The organism is Wolbachia endosymbiont (group A) of Volucella inflata, from assembly GCF_947250665.1.
GTDB classification, from domain to species: Bacteria; Pseudomonadota; Alphaproteobacteria; order Rickettsiales; family Anaplasmataceae; genus Wolbachia; species Wolbachia pipientis.
Genome location: NZ_OX366338.1, coordinates 1,324,449 through 1,340,485, shown reverse-complemented (window position 1 = coordinate 1,340,485; position 16,037 = coordinate 1,324,449). Strand labels below are relative to the sequence as shown.

Annotated in this window: 14 protein-coding genes and 4 pseudogenes; 9 read left to right on the top strand and 9 right to left on the bottom strand. The window is 35.7% G+C overall.

What is annotated here, in order from left to right; genetic code table 11:
- Positions 1-681: 681 nt before the first annotated feature.
- Positions 682-1,566: an aspartate carbamoyltransferase catalytic subunit gene (locus OOK85_RS06835; RefSeq protein WP_264702996.1), complete on the bottom strand. Its 885-nt coding sequence runs from the start codon at positions 1,564-1,566 to the stop codon at positions 682-684.
- A 203-nt stretch (positions 1,567-1,769) separates the two neighbouring features.
- A complete protein-coding gene (locus OOK85_RS06830; RefSeq protein WP_264702994.1) occupies positions 1,770-2,795 on the bottom strand; it encodes an extracellular solute-binding protein in 1,026 nt (341 codons plus the stop codon).
- 455 nt (positions 2,796-3,250) lie between these two features.
- Between OOK85_RS06830 and OOK85_RS06825 the strand changes: the two are divergent.
- Positions 3,251-3,836: pseudogene (locus OOK85_RS06825) on the top strand (DUF6444 domain-containing protein); the annotation flags it as partial.
- Positions 3,837-3,843: 7 nt separating this feature from the next.
- Here the strand turns inward: OOK85_RS06825 and OOK85_RS06820 are convergent.
- A pseudogene (locus OOK85_RS06820) lies at positions 3,844-5,242 on the bottom strand (IS4 family transposase).
- Positions 5,243-5,347: 105 nt separating this feature from the next.
- Between OOK85_RS06820 and OOK85_RS06815 the strand changes: the two are divergent.
- A complete protein-coding gene (locus tag OOK85_RS06815) occupies positions 5,348-5,539 on the top strand; it encodes a hypothetical protein (protein WP_264704220.1) in 192 nt (63 codons plus the stop codon).
- On the opposite strand, the gene OOK85_RS06810 is transcribed toward OOK85_RS06815, so the two are convergent.
- Together OOK85_RS06810 and OOK85_RS06805 are read right to left on the bottom strand one after the other, a co-directional pair.
- Complete coding sequence (locus OOK85_RS06810; RefSeq protein ID WP_264704233.1) at positions 5,471-5,626, bottom strand: hypothetical protein; 156 nt, start codon at positions 5,624-5,626, stop codon at positions 5,471-5,473. The genes OOK85_RS06815 and OOK85_RS06810 overlap by 69 nt on opposite strands.
- Positions 5,614-6,366, bottom strand: a complete 753-nt coding sequence (locus tag OOK85_RS06805) for an IS5 family transposase (protein ID WP_264702259.1) — start codon at positions 6,364-6,366, stop codon at positions 5,614-5,616. The genes OOK85_RS06810 and OOK85_RS06805 overlap by 13 nt, the downstream gene beginning before the upstream one ends.
- Before the next feature lie 145 nt (positions 6,367-6,511).
- Between OOK85_RS06805 and OOK85_RS06800 the strand changes: the two genes are divergently transcribed.
- The 4 genes and pseudogenes from OOK85_RS06800 (at position 6,512) to tnpC (ending at position 10,907) form a co-directional block, all read left to right on the top strand.
- Positions 6,512-6,772: a hypothetical protein gene (locus tag OOK85_RS06800; protein ID WP_264702991.1), complete on the top strand. Its 261-nt coding sequence runs from the start codon at positions 6,512-6,514 to the stop codon at positions 6,770-6,772.
- A 12-nt stretch (positions 6,773-6,784) separates the two neighbouring features.
- Positions 6,785-7,057: a 30S ribosomal protein S15 gene (rpsO, locus tag OOK85_RS06795; RefSeq protein ID WP_006279944.1), complete on the top strand. Its 273-nt coding sequence runs from the start codon at positions 6,785-6,787 to the stop codon at positions 7,055-7,057.
- A 14-nt stretch (positions 7,058-7,071) separates the two neighbouring features.
- Positions 7,072-9,339, top strand: coding sequence for a polyribonucleotide nucleotidyltransferase (pnp, locus tag OOK85_RS06790; protein ID WP_264702989.1), 2,268 nt, complete (start codon positions 7,072-7,074; stop codon positions 9,337-9,339).
- A gap of 205 nt (positions 9,340-9,544) precedes the next feature.
- A pseudogene (tnpC, locus tag OOK85_RS06785) lies at positions 9,545-10,907 on the top strand (IS66 family transposase).
- Between the two features lie 204 nt (positions 10,908-11,111).
- Here tnpC and OOK85_RS06780 read toward each other — a convergent pair.
- Together OOK85_RS06780 and OOK85_RS06775 are read right to left on the bottom strand one after the other, a co-directional pair.
- Positions 11,112-11,864 carry an IS5 family transposase gene (locus OOK85_RS06780; protein WP_264702259.1) on the bottom strand — a complete coding sequence of 251 codons (753 nt, stop codon included), beginning with the start codon at positions 11,862-11,864 and terminating at the stop codon, positions 11,112-11,114.
- A 161-nt stretch (positions 11,865-12,025) separates the two neighbouring features.
- Positions 12,026-12,376, bottom strand: a pseudogene (locus tag OOK85_RS06775) (hypothetical protein); the annotation flags it as partial.
- A 79-nt stretch (positions 12,377-12,455) separates the two neighbouring features.
- Between OOK85_RS06775 and OOK85_RS06770 the strand changes: the two are divergent.
- Entirely contained in the window at positions 12,456-13,208 is a 753-nt protein-coding gene (locus OOK85_RS06770; RefSeq protein WP_264702853.1) for an IS5 family transposase, read from the top strand.
- 4 nt (positions 13,209-13,212) lie between these two features.
- Positions 13,213-13,356 carry a hypothetical protein gene (locus OOK85_RS06765; protein ID WP_264702987.1) on the top strand — a complete coding sequence of 48 codons (144 nt, stop codon included), beginning with the start codon at positions 13,213-13,215 and terminating at the stop codon, positions 13,354-13,356.
- Between the two features lie 509 nt (positions 13,357-13,865).
- Here OOK85_RS06765 and OOK85_RS06755 read toward each other — a convergent pair.
- Positions 13,866-14,660 carry an NAD kinase gene (locus OOK85_RS06755; protein WP_264702985.1) on the bottom strand — a complete coding sequence of 265 codons (795 nt, stop codon included), beginning with the start codon at positions 14,658-14,660 and terminating at the stop codon, positions 13,866-13,868.
- Between the two features lie 38 nt (positions 14,661-14,698).
- Positions 14,699-14,902, bottom strand: coding sequence for a 50S ribosomal protein L31 (rpmE, locus tag OOK85_RS06750; protein ID WP_007548602.1), 204 nt, complete (start codon positions 14,900-14,902; stop codon positions 14,699-14,701).
- A 128-nt stretch (positions 14,903-15,030) separates the two neighbouring features.
- On the opposite strand from rpmE, the gene fabD reads away from it, so the two are divergent.
- Positions 15,031-16,011, top strand: a complete 981-nt coding sequence (gene fabD / locus OOK85_RS06745) for an ACP S-malonyltransferase (RefSeq protein WP_264702980.1) — start codon at positions 15,031-15,033, stop codon at positions 16,009-16,011.
- Positions 16,012-16,037: the final 26 nt, after the last annotated feature.

The window sequence follows — 16,037 nt, the reverse complement described above, 5'->3', positions numbered from 1 at the left end:
TGGTGTTATGAAAGTAGCTGACACTGGAATGGCTTTGTTGCATCGCTACTTATGAAAGGCTAACTATAGTTAGGATTATAAGCAACCTATTGAAAATCTTGTTTTTTTGCAATCAATCTGATCAAATTTAAGAATAGTAATTTGTTATTTATATTAATAAATTTAATTCTATTGAAAATAGCTAAAGCATTGAAATTCTTGAATTTTAGCCGGATTGGTAAATGGTAGTGAAATTTCTTTTACTCAAATTTAGGTATTCATTGACCGTTCTTGTTATAAATACCAGAATAATAAGCTACTGATATTCCCTATCTTTTTTATCTTTAATCCATCATAGCTAGCGATGCAACAAAGCCCACTGGAATCCAGATTGTAACCGTTCACGGATTGTGAGAATGAATAAAGAACTAAGCAGTCGTAACTTTTGGAAGGGATTTTGGCCATTGAGACGTGATGTCAAAAATATCGACAACATTCTTTTCACGAACCTTTCCCCACATTCTGACCAGGTGAAAAAGCTGTTTTTACGATAGCCGTCTAATTTGCCGTTCTGCAAGGTTGTTGGTTGACTTCAGGCTTTCGTAAAAAATTCCACATCATATCCTCAGCCTTAACATCTTAGTGGCCATTCTCGTCATTTCATGAAAAAACCCTTCTTTCGCATTAGTTGTGTAGCATTTTTTAATATCTATAATAGTGCAGCACTGCCTTACGTATTGCCAATCCGAATTCTATTTGCTGTAAAATAACACAATCTGCTACATCACTGCTAATCTCAATCCCTCTGTTTATTGGCCCTGGGTGCATAACAATCGCATCTGGTTTTGCGTATGATAGCTTTTGTGAATCAAGTCCATACAAATAAAAATATTCTTTCTCTGAAGAACTATTATTCATGCGCTCTTTCTGCAATCTCAAAAGCATAATTACGTCAGCATCCTTTATACCTTCAATTAATGAATAATGGACTGAAGCTACTTCAGGAAAATGCTTACAAATCAAAGTTGGTGGTGCGACCAAGTTTATCTCTGCTCCAAACATTTTTAGCAACCTTATATTTGACCTTGCAACTCTGCTGTGCAGAATATCTCCACATATCACAACTTTGAGGTCCTTTATTTGCTTTTTGTGATTGCTGATTACAAGATAGTCTGCAAGAGCTTGAGTTGGATGTTCACTACTTCCATCGCCTGCATTGATTAGCGAGCAGTTAACATACTTTGCCAGTGTATTAATGATACCACTACTTTTATGCCTGATTATTATGTAATCAGGATTCATTGCATTTAATGTTTTGATCATGTCTTTTAGATCTTCTCCCTTGTTAATAGAAGAAGATCTTATTGGCAAAGTTACAACATTTGCTCCAAGGCTTTTTGCTGCTATTTCAAAAGACGCAAGTGTACGCGTTGAATCTTCAAAGAATAAATTTATTACTGTCTTATTTTCCAAGATATGACTATTTGCAACTTCTTTTTTAAGGTACTGGTTGGCCAACTTAGTTATATTTTCTACATCATCGACTGTAAGGTCTGAGATGTTTAACAAATTCCTTCTCTTGTTCATAGTTTCCTTTTCAACTACTTGAACCTATTCTACTTTCTTATTACCTTTTTTCAATAGACTTCTTGTGCAGCAATTGTTTTGGTGAAAGAACGGAAAAAGATAGTAAAGTCAAAATTAAGTTAGAAGGAAGAAAAAGTTCAGCGAGTCAAGAGTAAGGTATATTAGCATAAATCTTTCATCCCAATGTTTAGTGGCGCTGGGGATTACTTCCACTTACACTCATCCGCTATCATAACAGCCTCAAAAAGATGCTTCTCAAGTTCACTTAGAGGCAAATCACTTTGTGAATAATTTCCCCAAGATTTTAGTATATCGGAAGTTTCAACGCCTTCAATAATAGGATATTCTTGGTTTTTTTTAGCGTATAACTCTTGAGCCTGCTTGCTTACTAAAAATTCCAATAAGACTATAGCATTTTCCCTGTTTTTTGCGTTTTTTGTTACTGCTGCACCACTGATGTTTACCATTACACCGTGATCGTTGCGATTAGGAAAAAAAGCCCCTAGCTTGTCTGCAACATTCTTTTTATTTTCTGATGAAAGAATTCTCGCAAAGTAGTAGCTGTTTACTATTGCAACATCTCCCTCACCAGCTGCTACGGCGTAAATTTGATCAGTATCACCACCACTTGGTTTTCTTGCCATATTGCTCACAATTCCGCTTACCCATTCTTTCGTCTTTTCAAAACCATTATTTGCAATCATAAAAGCAATTAACGATCTGTTATATGGACTTGTAGAAGAACGCACTAATATTTTTCCTTTCCATTTTTCATTTGCTAAATCTTCATAAGTACTTAAGTCCTTAGGGTCTACTGACTCTTTATTGTAAACCAATATCCTAGCTCTTTTTGTAAGACCAAACCAATAATCTTCACTGTCTTTAAATCTTGCAGGTATAACACTTTTTAAAACCTCTGAATCTACTTGAGATAAAAGTCCTCTTTTTTTTGCTAGAATTAAGTTGATTGCATCAGCAGTCAAAAATAAGTCAGCTTCACCACCGTTTTCTATTCGTGAAAGTAGCTGAGAATAATCATCAATGATGTAACGTACTTTAATGCCTGTATTTTTCGTGAATTCATCAAACAAAGTACGTACTAATTCTTCTTTGCGCGATGAATAAACATTTACCACTTGTGAGTCATTAGTTCCGTCGTTTCTGTATAAATAAGTAATAACTATCAATATAATTGCTATTAAGGATGTGAATATAAAGGCTTTTTTCATATTGGATAAAAAATAACTTCTTTCAGTTAAAGTTACCAAGATGGTACAACTTTAGCAAGTGTAAAGTTCGTTAGATAAATCATAAAAACTTCCTTGACAAGCTTCGCCAGCCCCCTTATTATAACACTGAAGCTATTTATTTATCTTCGCAATCTCTGCAGTGGATTAATGACAAAAAACTTAATGTATTTGGCGTAAATCATGCTTAATTTTTTGCACTATGTGCACCTTATGTCTTTATAAAATTTCTAGGTTTTTACCTAATATAAGCTGAAATGCGCTATTTAAAACATTAAAAAACGCCAACTTAAAAAATGGATAGTGAATAACTAGCTACCCTAGGGTTTCTTTTGCCTTTTTTTCTGTTTAGTAAATTGTATCCGTTCAGCGGAGTGGTAGAATAAGGTAGACAAAGCAAGATAATAAAGATAATCATAGAGCAAAAGTGAGGTAATGTGGTAAACCTTTTAGAACTCTGCAAAAATTTACAGCAAAAAATAGAAAAGTTGGAAGGGAGGATAGAAGAGTTAGAGGCAGAAAATAAGGCCTTGAGGATTGAGAACGCTGAGTTGAAAGAGAGGCTTGGTTTAAACTCGAAAAATTCATCTCTACCGAGCTCTAAAGAATTGTACAAAACAAAAAAGGACAAGCCAAAAAGCGAAAGGAATGTTGGCGATCAGGTTGGGCATAAAGGAAATTTTCATGCCACAATGGAAGCGGATAAAGTAGTAAAAATAGAGTTGCCTAATATTTGCGAATGCGGAGGAGAGCTTGTAATATGCGAAAAACCTTATGTTCACCAAAAAGTTGATCTTCCGGAAATTAGGCCTTATGTAGTAATTGGAACATGGTCGTTGTCGGAGATGCAGAAAAAGAAAAAGTAGCAAGTTACCAGAAGGTGTTACGCCAGATACATTTGGTCCAAGGGTTAAGTCTATAATTGCAGCACTCAGCGGATTTTACAAAAACTCAAAGCGTGAAGTGGCTAGTATCATAAATGACATTTTTAATTTGAACATAAGTGTTGGCAGCATATCAAATCTTACTATTACCCACAAATATGAGGTTCATGAGCAAGTCTCCATCCTTCTGCTAGATCAAAGAGACGTCTCCACCCTTTCCAAAGAACATAAGGTCCTGGTTCTGGGTCATTTTTTCTTGCTAAATGGCCTCCAAGTTCATGAAACAGCTTCTTTTATGTTGGAAACTACACTTGGACATGGTTTTCTGTGTATTTTAACGTATAAAACTTTCCATTCCTCTTCAGCTAATAAGGTAGTACATGGTAATGTTGGGTTAGCTCTTGCAATTGATGTAATAAAGAAGATCCTCCAAGCAATAATACTCACAACTGTTAGATATCTCATTAGTCTTTCTGCTATTCCAAGCCTACATTCTTCAACTTTGAGACCGGATTTAAAATTTTATGTAATATCTCTATTTTCCATCTAAGGCAATACCAACTAATTTTTTCAACAGCTTCATCGAAAGTATTAACTGAAAGATTCGTTAATAGCATCCATTCTAGCGGTTTTTTTTAAGGGAAGGGAAGTTTTCTCAACAACATAAACTGCATAAAGTGGTAATTTAGGTAGTTCTTCCGTCTTATGCCTAATATTATTCTTAGATGGATTCGTCATAAACTTTCCAAATCTAACTTCCAAACGTGCTGTTCTTTTTGGCTTATTATCTTTTACAGGAACTTCAACTTCTACCGTACCTGCACAATGAGAGGATTTAATAAATGCCCATAACTTCTGCTCACCTTTTTCAGGATATCGAGATTTTCTATTTACTGCTCTATCTCTGCATGCTCTAACTAGCACTGCCGAATTAAGATTATGTGTAAGCTCAAAAAAGTCATATATATCTGCTTCTCTATCGCATACAGTTATAGTCTCAGTTTGAGTTGGATCAATAATATTATTTGTTTTTCTTAAAGTTTCCAACCACTTTACGCTTTCTTTATCTTCAATGCGATCGCTCTTTTTTTTAAGGTTCTCAGTTTCTTCAGGTCTTGAATAAACTTTTTGATCTAGTATCCCTAGTACCAAACCTTCTATACTAACGGCAAGAGCTGTATGCATTATAATACCTTTTGCAGTATCATAACTGGACAAATTTGCTAATCCGCTTGTTTTTTTATGGTTATTATATACAATGTAACTGGTATCTTGAATGACAAGAACCCTCTTGTGAGCTTTTGTTCTCTCAACCGTCTTATTAATATGTGTAGCTAAAATATCACCTTCTTTTACATTCTCATTTTGAAAAAAACGGTATGCTGCTCTTGCTTCTGACCAACTTCCGCATGCCTCATTAATTGAGCTTTCAGGTAAACTTATCAAACTATCAGCAATCTTTACTAATCGGTCAGTTAATCTTTTATCTCCAAGTACAGCATCTCCAAATTCATTTTTAGCCCATTCATTACTCTCGTTTGCCATTTTTATACCCTCAATATTTGCAAACTTTAATATTGTAATATTTTACTTTTTAGTCCATTTATATTTGTGGGTAATAGTAAGATAAATAATAGTGCAAATTTTTCTATGATATGCGGTAGTGGTGTATATGTAAGATCAATTGCTCGTGATCTTGGAATTGCATTAAATTGTTTTGGACACATTACAAAATTAAGAAGAACTATGGTAGGTGACTTTAGAGAAAATGAATCAGTGACAATTGAGCAACTTACTAAAAAAACACAACAACTTACTCTCCGATGTCATCCCAGTGCTTGACACTGGGATCCAGATATACAAATACTTACAAATCATGTAATGGACAAAAGATTCTAGGCTCTGTGGACAAAATTTTAGAGAAGCCATACAAGAGCTCCAACAAAATTGAGAAAACCCATAAAAACCTCAGCAGTTTTATCAAATCTGGAAAAAATGCGCCTAAAATTTTTAATTTTACCAAAAAAACACTCAATCAAATGACGTTCTTTGTAGATATGCTCATCGTAATACCTTTGCACTTTTCGATTCCGTTTTGGCGGAATAACTACTGTACATCCCTTGTCTTCAAGACTTGTAACAAAGGCATTGCTATCGTAGCCCTTGTCAGCTACTACAGTAGAGTTATAGATACTTTCGGTCAACACTTGTGCCTGCGTAATTTCATTTCTTTGACCAGGAGTCAGAGTAAATTTAAGTGGATTTCCAAGTGCATCGACAAGCGCATGTATTTTAGTTGTAAAGCCACCTTTGCTCCTCCCTAAAGCTTCTTGATCCTTGGAGTTTTTTGTATATCCAGATGAACATGGATGGGCTCGGATGATCGTACCGTCGATTATAGCAACTTCTAAATCAGGCTCTTGTTTAGTATATTCAAGCAATTTTTTCCAGACATCTCTTTCACACCATCTTTTAAATCGCTTATGTATACTCCTGTAATTACCATAAGTTTTTGGTAAAAGTCTCCATTGGCAACCACTTCGCACTATGTACCACACTGCCTCTATGAATATTCTTAAACGTTTTTCATCTTTGCTGTGCATTCCTTTTACGCTTTTTATGAACTCTAAAATTTGTTTCCAATTTTCCTCTTTGATGTAATATTGCATATGGTAGTTTCTCCATTTTTTACCTATTAGGCTAAACTACCATCTTTTTCTCTCTTTTCATATTTTTTGTCCACAGAGCCTAGGAGCATATGTCAAAAACAATGTTCGTGATGAAATAGGCTTGATCCCAGTGTCAAGCACTGGGATGACAGAAGATGATGGAGTGACAGGGAGTAATACAAAAAGTTTCGTCATCCCCATTGAATCGGCTTTAAAATCGATGTTCAAAGTTGAAATTTCCCTAGAAGATGCGGGGAAAATCAGAAAAGGTCAGGAAGTTGTATTAAATAACTTGCGTAATTTAAAGAATTATGATATTTGTTGTACGATAGTGGGTAGTGTACCTATTGCAATCTGCAGTTTTATTTATGGTTGTGTGAAACCTATTCGTGTTTTTAATATTTAAAATGAGGTTTAGATGTCGATAACATCCGAAAAGAAAAAGAGTTTGATAAATATATATGCAATTAAAGAAGATGATACAGGCTCATCTTTTGTACAATGTGCAATTTTGACCGAGAGGATCAGTAACTTAACTGAGCATTTTAAAGTGCACAAGCATGACCATCACTCTAAGCGTGGTTTACTTATATTGATAGGTAGAAGACGCAAGCACTTAAATTATATAAAGCGTAAATTTGGTAATGAAGCCTATCAGGAATTAATAGAGAAGTTAGGCATTAGAAAATAATCGAGGAATTTAATATGTTTAAAATTATAAAAAAATCTATAGAGTGGGGTGGTCGTGCCTTATCTTTAGAAACAGGAAAAATAGCACGCCAAGCTCATGGTTCAGTAGTTGTAAATTACGGTGATACTTCTGTTTTAGTAACTGTTGTACGTAAAAAGAAGGAAGAAAGCGTTGATTTCCTACCTTTAAATGTGCAGTTTATCGCAAAAAGCTATGCCATGGGTAAGATCCCTGGCGGGTTTTTTAAAAGAGAAGGCAAGCCATCTGATAGAGAAACTTTAATCTCAAGAGTAATAGATAGAAGTATAAGACCACTATTCCCAGAAGGATTTCATGATGAAATTAGTGTGGTGTGCAATCTATTAACTTATGATACAGTCAATCCTCCTGAAGTGCCAGCATTGATTGGTGCTGTTGCAGCTCTTGCAATTTCTGGTGTTCCCTTTCACTTTACTATAGCTGGAGTGATGGTTGGTTGTGATGAAAATAATAACTATGTACTCAACCCTTCTGTTCAAGAGATGAAAGCAAGCAGCTTGGATCTGTTTTTGTCTGGTGATGAAAATTCAATTTTAATGGTTGAATCAGAAGTGAAAGAGCTCTCTGAAGAAAATGTTTTTAATGCAATAAAATTTGGCCATGAACACCTTAAGCCTGTCATTAAGCTCATAAAAGAGTTTGCTGATACAATTGGCAATAAACCTAAGAGCTTTGCTCCTATTGATACATCAGATATAACACAAGAGCTCGAAAAATACGGTAAAGATTTTGAAAAAGCATATTCGCAAGCAGTAAAACAAGAGCGAGTTCAAGCTTTAGAAGCGATCAGAGAGAATATATTGAATACTCTTAAAGAAACTGGAAAAGACGAAAAGTTAATTATGTATGCAGTAAAAAACTTTGAAAGATCTTTAGTACGTGAAATAATTAGGAAGAAAGGTGTAAGGATAGACGGTCGTAAGCATGATGAGATACGTCAGATAGAAGTTGAAGTTGATATTCTGTCCAAAACTCACGGTTCTGCACTATTTACAAGAGGCAATACTCAGGCACTGGTTGTTACTGCTCTTGGCACTACTCAAGATGAGCAAATTGTGGATGATATTGAAGGGGATAGACGTGAGCATTTCATGTTGCATTATAACTTTCCCTCATTTGCTGTTGGAGAAACTTCTGCTGCACGTGCACCAGGAAGAAGAGAAATCGGTCATGGCAAACTTGCTTGGAAAGCAATTCATCCTGTTTTACCCGATAAATCTGAATTTCCTTATACAATAAGAGTAGTGTCTGAAATTTTGGAGTCTGATGGTTCTTCTTCTATGGCAACAGTTTGTGGGACTTCTCTTGCTTTAATGGATACAGGTGTGCCAATAAAGGCCCCTGTTGCTGGAGTTGCTATGGGCCTTATTAAAGATAAAGACGAGTATGTGATACTTTCCGATATATTGGGTGATGAAGATTATCTTGGTGATATGGACTTTAAAGTAGCAGGAACTAGTGAAGGGGTTACGGCGCTACAAATGGACATGAAAATTTCTGGTATAAGCTTTGAAATTGTTGAAAAATCTTTAGAACAGGCAAAAGCTGGAAGATTACATATTTTAGAAAAAATGAATGCAGTGATTTCAGAACACAGTGATGACGTCAAAGACCATGCACCAAGGATGTTATCATTTTACATAGATAAAGACAAAATTTCTGCTGCTATAGGTTCTAAGGGAAAAAATATACGCAGTGTGTGTGAAAGAAGTAATGCAAAAATTGAAATAGGAGATGATGGTAAAGTTTCTGTTTTTGCTACGAGTGGCACTGAAGCTGAAATTGCAAAGAGTATGATGATTGATTCAATAACAGAACTAGAACAAGGTTCTATAGTTGATGTCAAGGTTGTAAGAATAGAGAAGTCTATTGTAGAGCTTGAATTTCTTAATGGCAGAAAAGGAAAAATGCACATAAGTGAAGTAGCTAATGAACACATAGATTCTATAGAGAGCATACTTAAACAAGATGATACTTTCAAAGCACTAGTAATTGACTTCGAAAAAGGTGGGTGTCCAAAGTTGTCAAGACGTCGGGTTAATCAAGAGACGGGAGAGTTTTTTGAAGGTGAGCTTTACAACGAGGAAAGGAAAGATGGTCCAAATGACAGGGATAATTATTACAATAATTCATTTAGTAGAAAACCTGGAGGAAGTCACCATAAGAGGCCTCCTCGTCCTCGTTTCAGCAACAGAAATAGGCCGAAATTTGGTAATAATGATTCATCATCAGGTTTTTATTAAGAGTAAACTTCTTGCGTTACCTCTCGTCATTCCAGTGCTTGACACTGGAATGACACCCTTTCTGATGAAGGTTGTTCTCAAATCACAATGTTAGTACAATTGTGGTGTTAGCTATAGCTAACTCAAGGTATCCGTTCAGCGGAGTGGTAGAATAAGGTAGACAAAGTGATCTAAAAAGATAATCATAGAGCAAAAGTGAGGTAATGTGGTAAACCTTTTAGAACTTTGCAAAAATTTACAGCAAAAAATAGAAAAACTGGAAGCAGAGATAGAAAACTTAAAAGCAGAAAATAAAGCTTTAAAGATAGAGAACGCTGAATTAAAGGAAAGGCTTGGTTTAAACTCGAAAAATTCATCTCTACCGAGCTCTAAAGAATTGTACAAAACAAAAAAGGACAAGCCAAAAAGCGAAAGGAATGTTGGCGATCAGGTTGGGCATAAAGGAAATTTTCATGCCACAATGGAAGCGGATAAAGTAGTAAAAATAGAGTTGCCTAATATTTGCGAATGCGGAGGAGAGCTTGTAATATGCGAAAAACCTTATGTTCACCAAAAAGTTGATCTTCCGGAAATTAGGCCTTATGTAGTAATTGGAACATGGTCGTTGTCGGAGATGCAGAAAAAGAAAAAGTAGCAAGTTACCAGAAGGTGTTACGCCAGATACATTTGGTCCAAGGGTTAAGTCTATAATTGCAGCACTCAGCGGATTTTACAAAAACTCAAAGCGTGAAGTGGCTAGTATCATAAATGACATTTTTAATTTGAACATAAGTGTTGGCAGCATATCAAATAGTGAACACAGAGTTGCATTAAAATGCGAAAAAACATATGAGCAAATCGAACAAGAAATAAGCAGAAGTGAGGTTTTGCATATCGATGAAACCAGTCACTATAACAAAGGAAAACTTGGCTGGTGTTGGATGTTTGCAAGCAATACGGCAAGTTTTGTAAAATTGACAGAATCAAGAGGAATGAAGGTTTTGCAAGACAGCACATTTTGCAATCGCAATAGTTTGATAGTAACTGATAGATATTCAGCCTACAACTACTTTAATGATAAGAAAAGGCAAATCTGCTGGGCTTATTTAATAAGAGATTTTGAAAGGCTGGCTCATAGCTGGAACATTGAAGTTAAGATTCTTGGCTGTTATGTAAGAGATGTCGCTACTGAATTATTTGCACTAAAAAAAGCTTTACTAAAAAATGAGATAGACATTTTAAGATTTGCCAGACGTGCAAGAAAATTGCGAAAACGTACAAGGTATTATTTGAAGGAAATATCTCGCTTACCTGAAGCAATTGGAGCTTCTCGAGTTGCAAAGAATATTTTGAAATCTGAAAGAATGATGTAGAAATTTTTAGATGACCCAGAAAATATTCCGCTGACAAATAACCATGCTGAACAGCAAATTCGGCATTATGTCGTTTATCGCAAAAATTCATATTTTACCCAATCGAAGCGGGGAAATGCATTCCTTGAACGGATAATTTCATTATACTTGACATGGAAACAAAGGGGTCTCAATCCTTTCCAAAACCTCTTATCTATCATCTCTTACACCGCTTAGCTGAACAGATACACGTGAATGTTGCAATTACAAAAGCGATCTCTACTAGGAGGATGTCATTTCAGTGCCCCTGTGATGTCATTCCAGTGCTCCTTTTTTTGTCATCCCAGTGTCAGCTACTTGGATGACAGGGGAGGGAGGTGCTACCCTGACAATCGTCATCCCGCTACGTGTTAGCGGGATCTAGGCTCTGTGGACAAAATTTTAGAGAAGCCATACAAGAGCTCCAACAAAATTGAGAAAACCCATAAAAACCTCAGCAGTTTTATCAAATCTGGAAAAAATGCGCCTAAAATTTTTAATTTTACCAAAAAAACACTCAATCAAATGACGTTCTTTGTAGATATGCTCATCGTAATACCTTTGCACTTTTCGATTCCGTTTTGGCGGAATAACTACTGTACATCCCTTGTCTTCAAGACTTGTAACAAAGGCATTGCTATCGTAGCCCTTGTCAGCTACTACAGTAGAGTTATAGATACTTTCGGTCAACACTTGTGCCTGCGTAATTTCATTTCTTTGACCAGGAGTCAGAGTAAATTTAAGTGGATTTCCAAGTGCATCGACAAGCGCATGTATTTTAGTTGTAAAGCCACCTTTGCTCCTCCCTAAAGCTTCTTGATCCTTGGAGTTTTTTGTATATCCAGATGAACATGGATGGGCTCGGATGATCGTACCGTCGATTATAGCAACTTCTAAATCAGGCTCTTGTTTAGTATATTCAAGCAATTTTTTCCAGACATCTCTTTCACACCATCTTTTAAATCGCTTATGTATACTCCTGTAATTACCATAAGTTTTTGGTAAAAGTCTCCATTGGCAACCACTTCGCACTATGTACCACACTGCCTCTATGAATATTCTTAAACGTTTTTCATCTTTGCTGTGCATTCCTTTTACGCTTTTTATGAACTCTAAAATTTGTTTCCAATTTTCCTCTTTGATGTAATATTGCATATGGTAGTTTCTCCATTTTTTACCTATTAGGCTAAACTACCATCTTTTTCTCTCTTTTCATATTTTTTGTCCACAGAGCCTAGAGATACCGCGAATGAATCGCGGTATGACGGTCTGCGGCGGTATGACGTAGGGCTGCACTAGCTATATCATGCATTTTATTAACCGACACTATAAGCAACATCCTTACAATTATGAGATTGAACCACAACTTGCTCAAGCGTTAAGCTGCTGCGTTTAGCGTCTTTACCGTGGTTTTCCCCAAGAACATTTGTTCTTTCGTGTTTTATTTCTTCAATGAATTTCTTGTTAACGCTTTCAGGGTCAATCTTTTCCTGCGAATATATAAGATTAGTGCAATTTGTTTTTCTATAATAATGTATGCCAAAACCCACAATGAGTAATGCAAGTATACCAGAACCTATAAGTAATGATAATCCTATGTTATTAGTCAAAGGGTTTTGGTAAAATTTTTGTACACCATTAACACCATGTGTTGCAAGTAGCCCTAGGCTCTGTGGACAAAAAATATGAAAAGAGAGAAAAAGATGGTAGTTTAGCCTAATAGGTAAAAAATGGAGAAACTACCATATGCAATATTACATCAAAGAGGAAAATTGGAAACAAATTTTAGAGTTCATAAAAAGCGTAAAAGGAATGCACAGCAAAGATGAAAAACGTTTAAGAATATTCATAGAGGCAGTGTGGTACATAGTGCGAAGTGGTTGCCAATGGAGACTTTTACCAAAAACTTATGGTAATTACAGGAGTATACATAAGCGATTTAAAAGATGGTGTGAAAGAGATGTCTGGAAAAAATTGCTTGAATATACTAAACAAGAGCCTGATTTAGAAGTTGCTATAATCGACGGTACGATCATCCGAGGCCATCCATGTTCATCTGGATATACAAAAAACTCCAAGGATCAAGAAGCTTTAGGGAGGAGCAAAGGTGGCTTTATAACTAAAATACATGCGCTTGTCGATGCACTTGGAAATCCACTTAAATTTACTCTGACTCCTGGTCAAAGAAATGAAATTACGCAGGCACAAGTGTTGACCGAAAGTATCTATAACTCTACTGTAGTAGCTGACAAGGGCTACGATAGCAATGCCTTTGTTACAAGTCTTGAAGACAAGGGATGTACAGTAGTTATTCCGCCAAAACGGAATCGAAAAGTGCAAAGGTATTACGATGAGCATATCTACAAAGAACGTCATTTGATTGAGTGTTTTTTTGGTAAAATTAAAAATTTTAGGCGCATTTTTTCCAGATTTGATAAAACTGCTGAGGTTTTTATGGGTTTTCTCAATTTTGTTGGAGCTCTTGTATGGCTTCTCTAAAATTTTGTCCACAGAGCCTAGGGAAGGAGGTAGTACTTCAGTACTAAGATCAAACAAATTTTTGTCTTCTTTGTCTTGTAAACCTGGAGCTTTTGGCAAAATCGGTGGTGCTCCATCACTATCTTTTTGTCGATTTACAGATGCATAAGTAGGATCCACTTCCTCATCATCTGATTCTTCATGTGACATTCCCTGCACACGTGGTACTACATTCAGTACACTTGAGATAGCATTTCCTGCTTCTTCAGGCGATTGTGGATCTTTTAGTGTTATCTTGCTATTTTCACCTGTTTGTTCGTAAGAAGTTAATTTTACTGTTGATTTTTCGACTGACCCATGCATATTCACTACAAAGTTAATTACTATGCTGCATTGATTACGCTATAGTTATTAAGATGTAGTAAATACCAATTTACAGATAATGTATCTGTTTAGCAGAGTGGCAAAATAAGGTAGACGAGAAAAGACAACTATAGGAACAAATGGGTGTCATCCCAGTGCCCAGACACTGGGATCCAGAAAATTTGATTGTGTACTATACAACATTTTCGATCAAAAGCTGGATTCCAGTGTCAAGCACTGGAATGACATCACAGGGGCACTGGAATTTTTGTTTCAATATTTGTACATTAGCCATGTATCTGAACAGATACATTATTAGTATAGAAATTGTCTATCAAAGATCCTTTCATTCAGAGGGTAATCTTTGTCAAAAAGCAAAGTTATTGTGTTTTCGTGGTCTTTTTGTATTTTTATCTGTGATATATTATGAAACTCCTTGTAATCTGATACTACAAGTGCTGGACGGTTTTTTGTGTCGTTAATGTCAATTTGTACGATTGTATCGTTTGATATTAACGCTCCATTCCAATGCCTTGGGTAATAGCTATTGATAGAAGTGAGTGCAAGTAAATTTGAATTTAGCGGCAAAATTGGGCCACCGGCAGAGAAGTTGTATGCAGTGCTGCCTGTGGGGGTAGATAATATTACTCCGTCCCCTCTAAATTTTTCTACTTTTAGCTTATCATTAATAGTAATATTCATCTCTACTATTTGGTTCGCTTTTCTAAAAACGTATACTTCGTTTACTGCTATGTAATGATATCTCTTGCCACTTGTGTCTGTTGCTTCCATTTTTAGCAAAGTTAACTGAGTTGAAGTTGCATGCTCTATATGATCAATTAAATCTTCACTGCAGCTAAAGCATTTATTCATCAAAAACCCAACATTGCCAGTGTTTATCCCATACACATGCATGTTTTTATTTTCTATGACGTAATTGTGCAAAGTGCGTAGCATAAAGCCATCACCGCTAACAACTATCAATAGATCGATTTCGGACTTATTTTCTTCTGTTATATTGATAAAATTAAGTTTCTTTAATAGTTTAGATACTTCCTGCGATTTTGGTGATGGAGAAGCAACATAGCCTATATTTTTGTATTTATGCATGCTTCAGTAAACTCTCTAAAACTTAAAGAGAAGGAAAATTAGAAAATGCTTCCATATTTATCGTTAAACTTAGCTAATTTGCTAGTTTTACTTGCTAACCCGCTTGTCAAACTTCCAGTCCATGCAGGGTGAGTAAGAGGATCTCTATCAAGTTTTACCCTATCTCCCTCCTTTCCATAAGTGGAACGAGTTTCAAACTCTTGACCGTCTGTCATAACTATAATAATTTTATGATAATTCATTGTTGTTTATAAACTTTTAGTCAGTTAATATTCTAGTGAACTTAATTCACTAAGTCAATCATTATTCTAAAATATTGACAAAAAATAAATAAAGTAGTATATTTAATAAGGAATAAATAATAACTATCATGATTTTTGCTTTCCCCGGTCAGGGCTCTCAGTTTGTAGGAATGGGAAAGAGCTTATATAGTGAGTTTTCTGTTGCAAGACAAGTATTTAATGAAGTAGATAGCATATTGGATAGAAAGCTGTCTCATTTAATCTTCAACGGTCCTATTGAAGAATTAACCATTACAGAAAACGCTCAGCCAGCTATAATGGCAGTATCAATTGCAATGCTACGTGTTATGGAGCATGTGTTTGGCAAATCTCTTTTCACTGATCACAATGTTAAATATGTTTGTGGGCATTCAGTTGGCGAATATACAGCGCTGTGTGCTGCAGGAGCGTTAAAGCTTGAGTCTGCAATCAAGCTGCTGAAAGTTCGCAGCGAAGCAATGCATGAAGCTTCACTGAAATGTAAAGGCGGAATGGTTGCGTTGCTTGGAGCAGAGATAAATGAAGTGGAAGATATATTGAAATCAGTTCAAATTGACGGAATTTGTGAAATTGCAAACGATAACGGTGGCGGACAAGTGGTTATAAGTGGCACTAGAGAAGCTCTTGAAATGTTACCCGATTTATTCAAAAACTCGAGTGTGAGGAAACTAATTAAATTACAGGTTAGTGGGCCTTTTCATTCATCTCTTATGAAACCTGCTGATGAAAAAGTTTTGGAGTTTTTGAAGGGTATTAAAATAACCCGTCCTATAGTTCCTTTGATATCAAATGTTACAGCTAAAGAGGAGAGTGATCCCAAAGTTATAAAAACTTTACTCGCCAAGCAAGTTGTAAGCAGAGTGAAATGGAGAGAAATGGTTTTGTATATGTCAAGCCGTGGCATTAACAAATTTGTTGAAATTGGCCCTAATAAAGTTTTATCTAATTTGGTCAAAAGAATTGACCAATCTATCAGTACAAAAAATATAGATAGTATTGGTGATATTGACAGCTTCTTTAATGAATCATTAGTACTAACAGCGAAAAATTTAAAAGTTGGATTAAGTTAAAACACATCTATTTGATGTCATTCCGG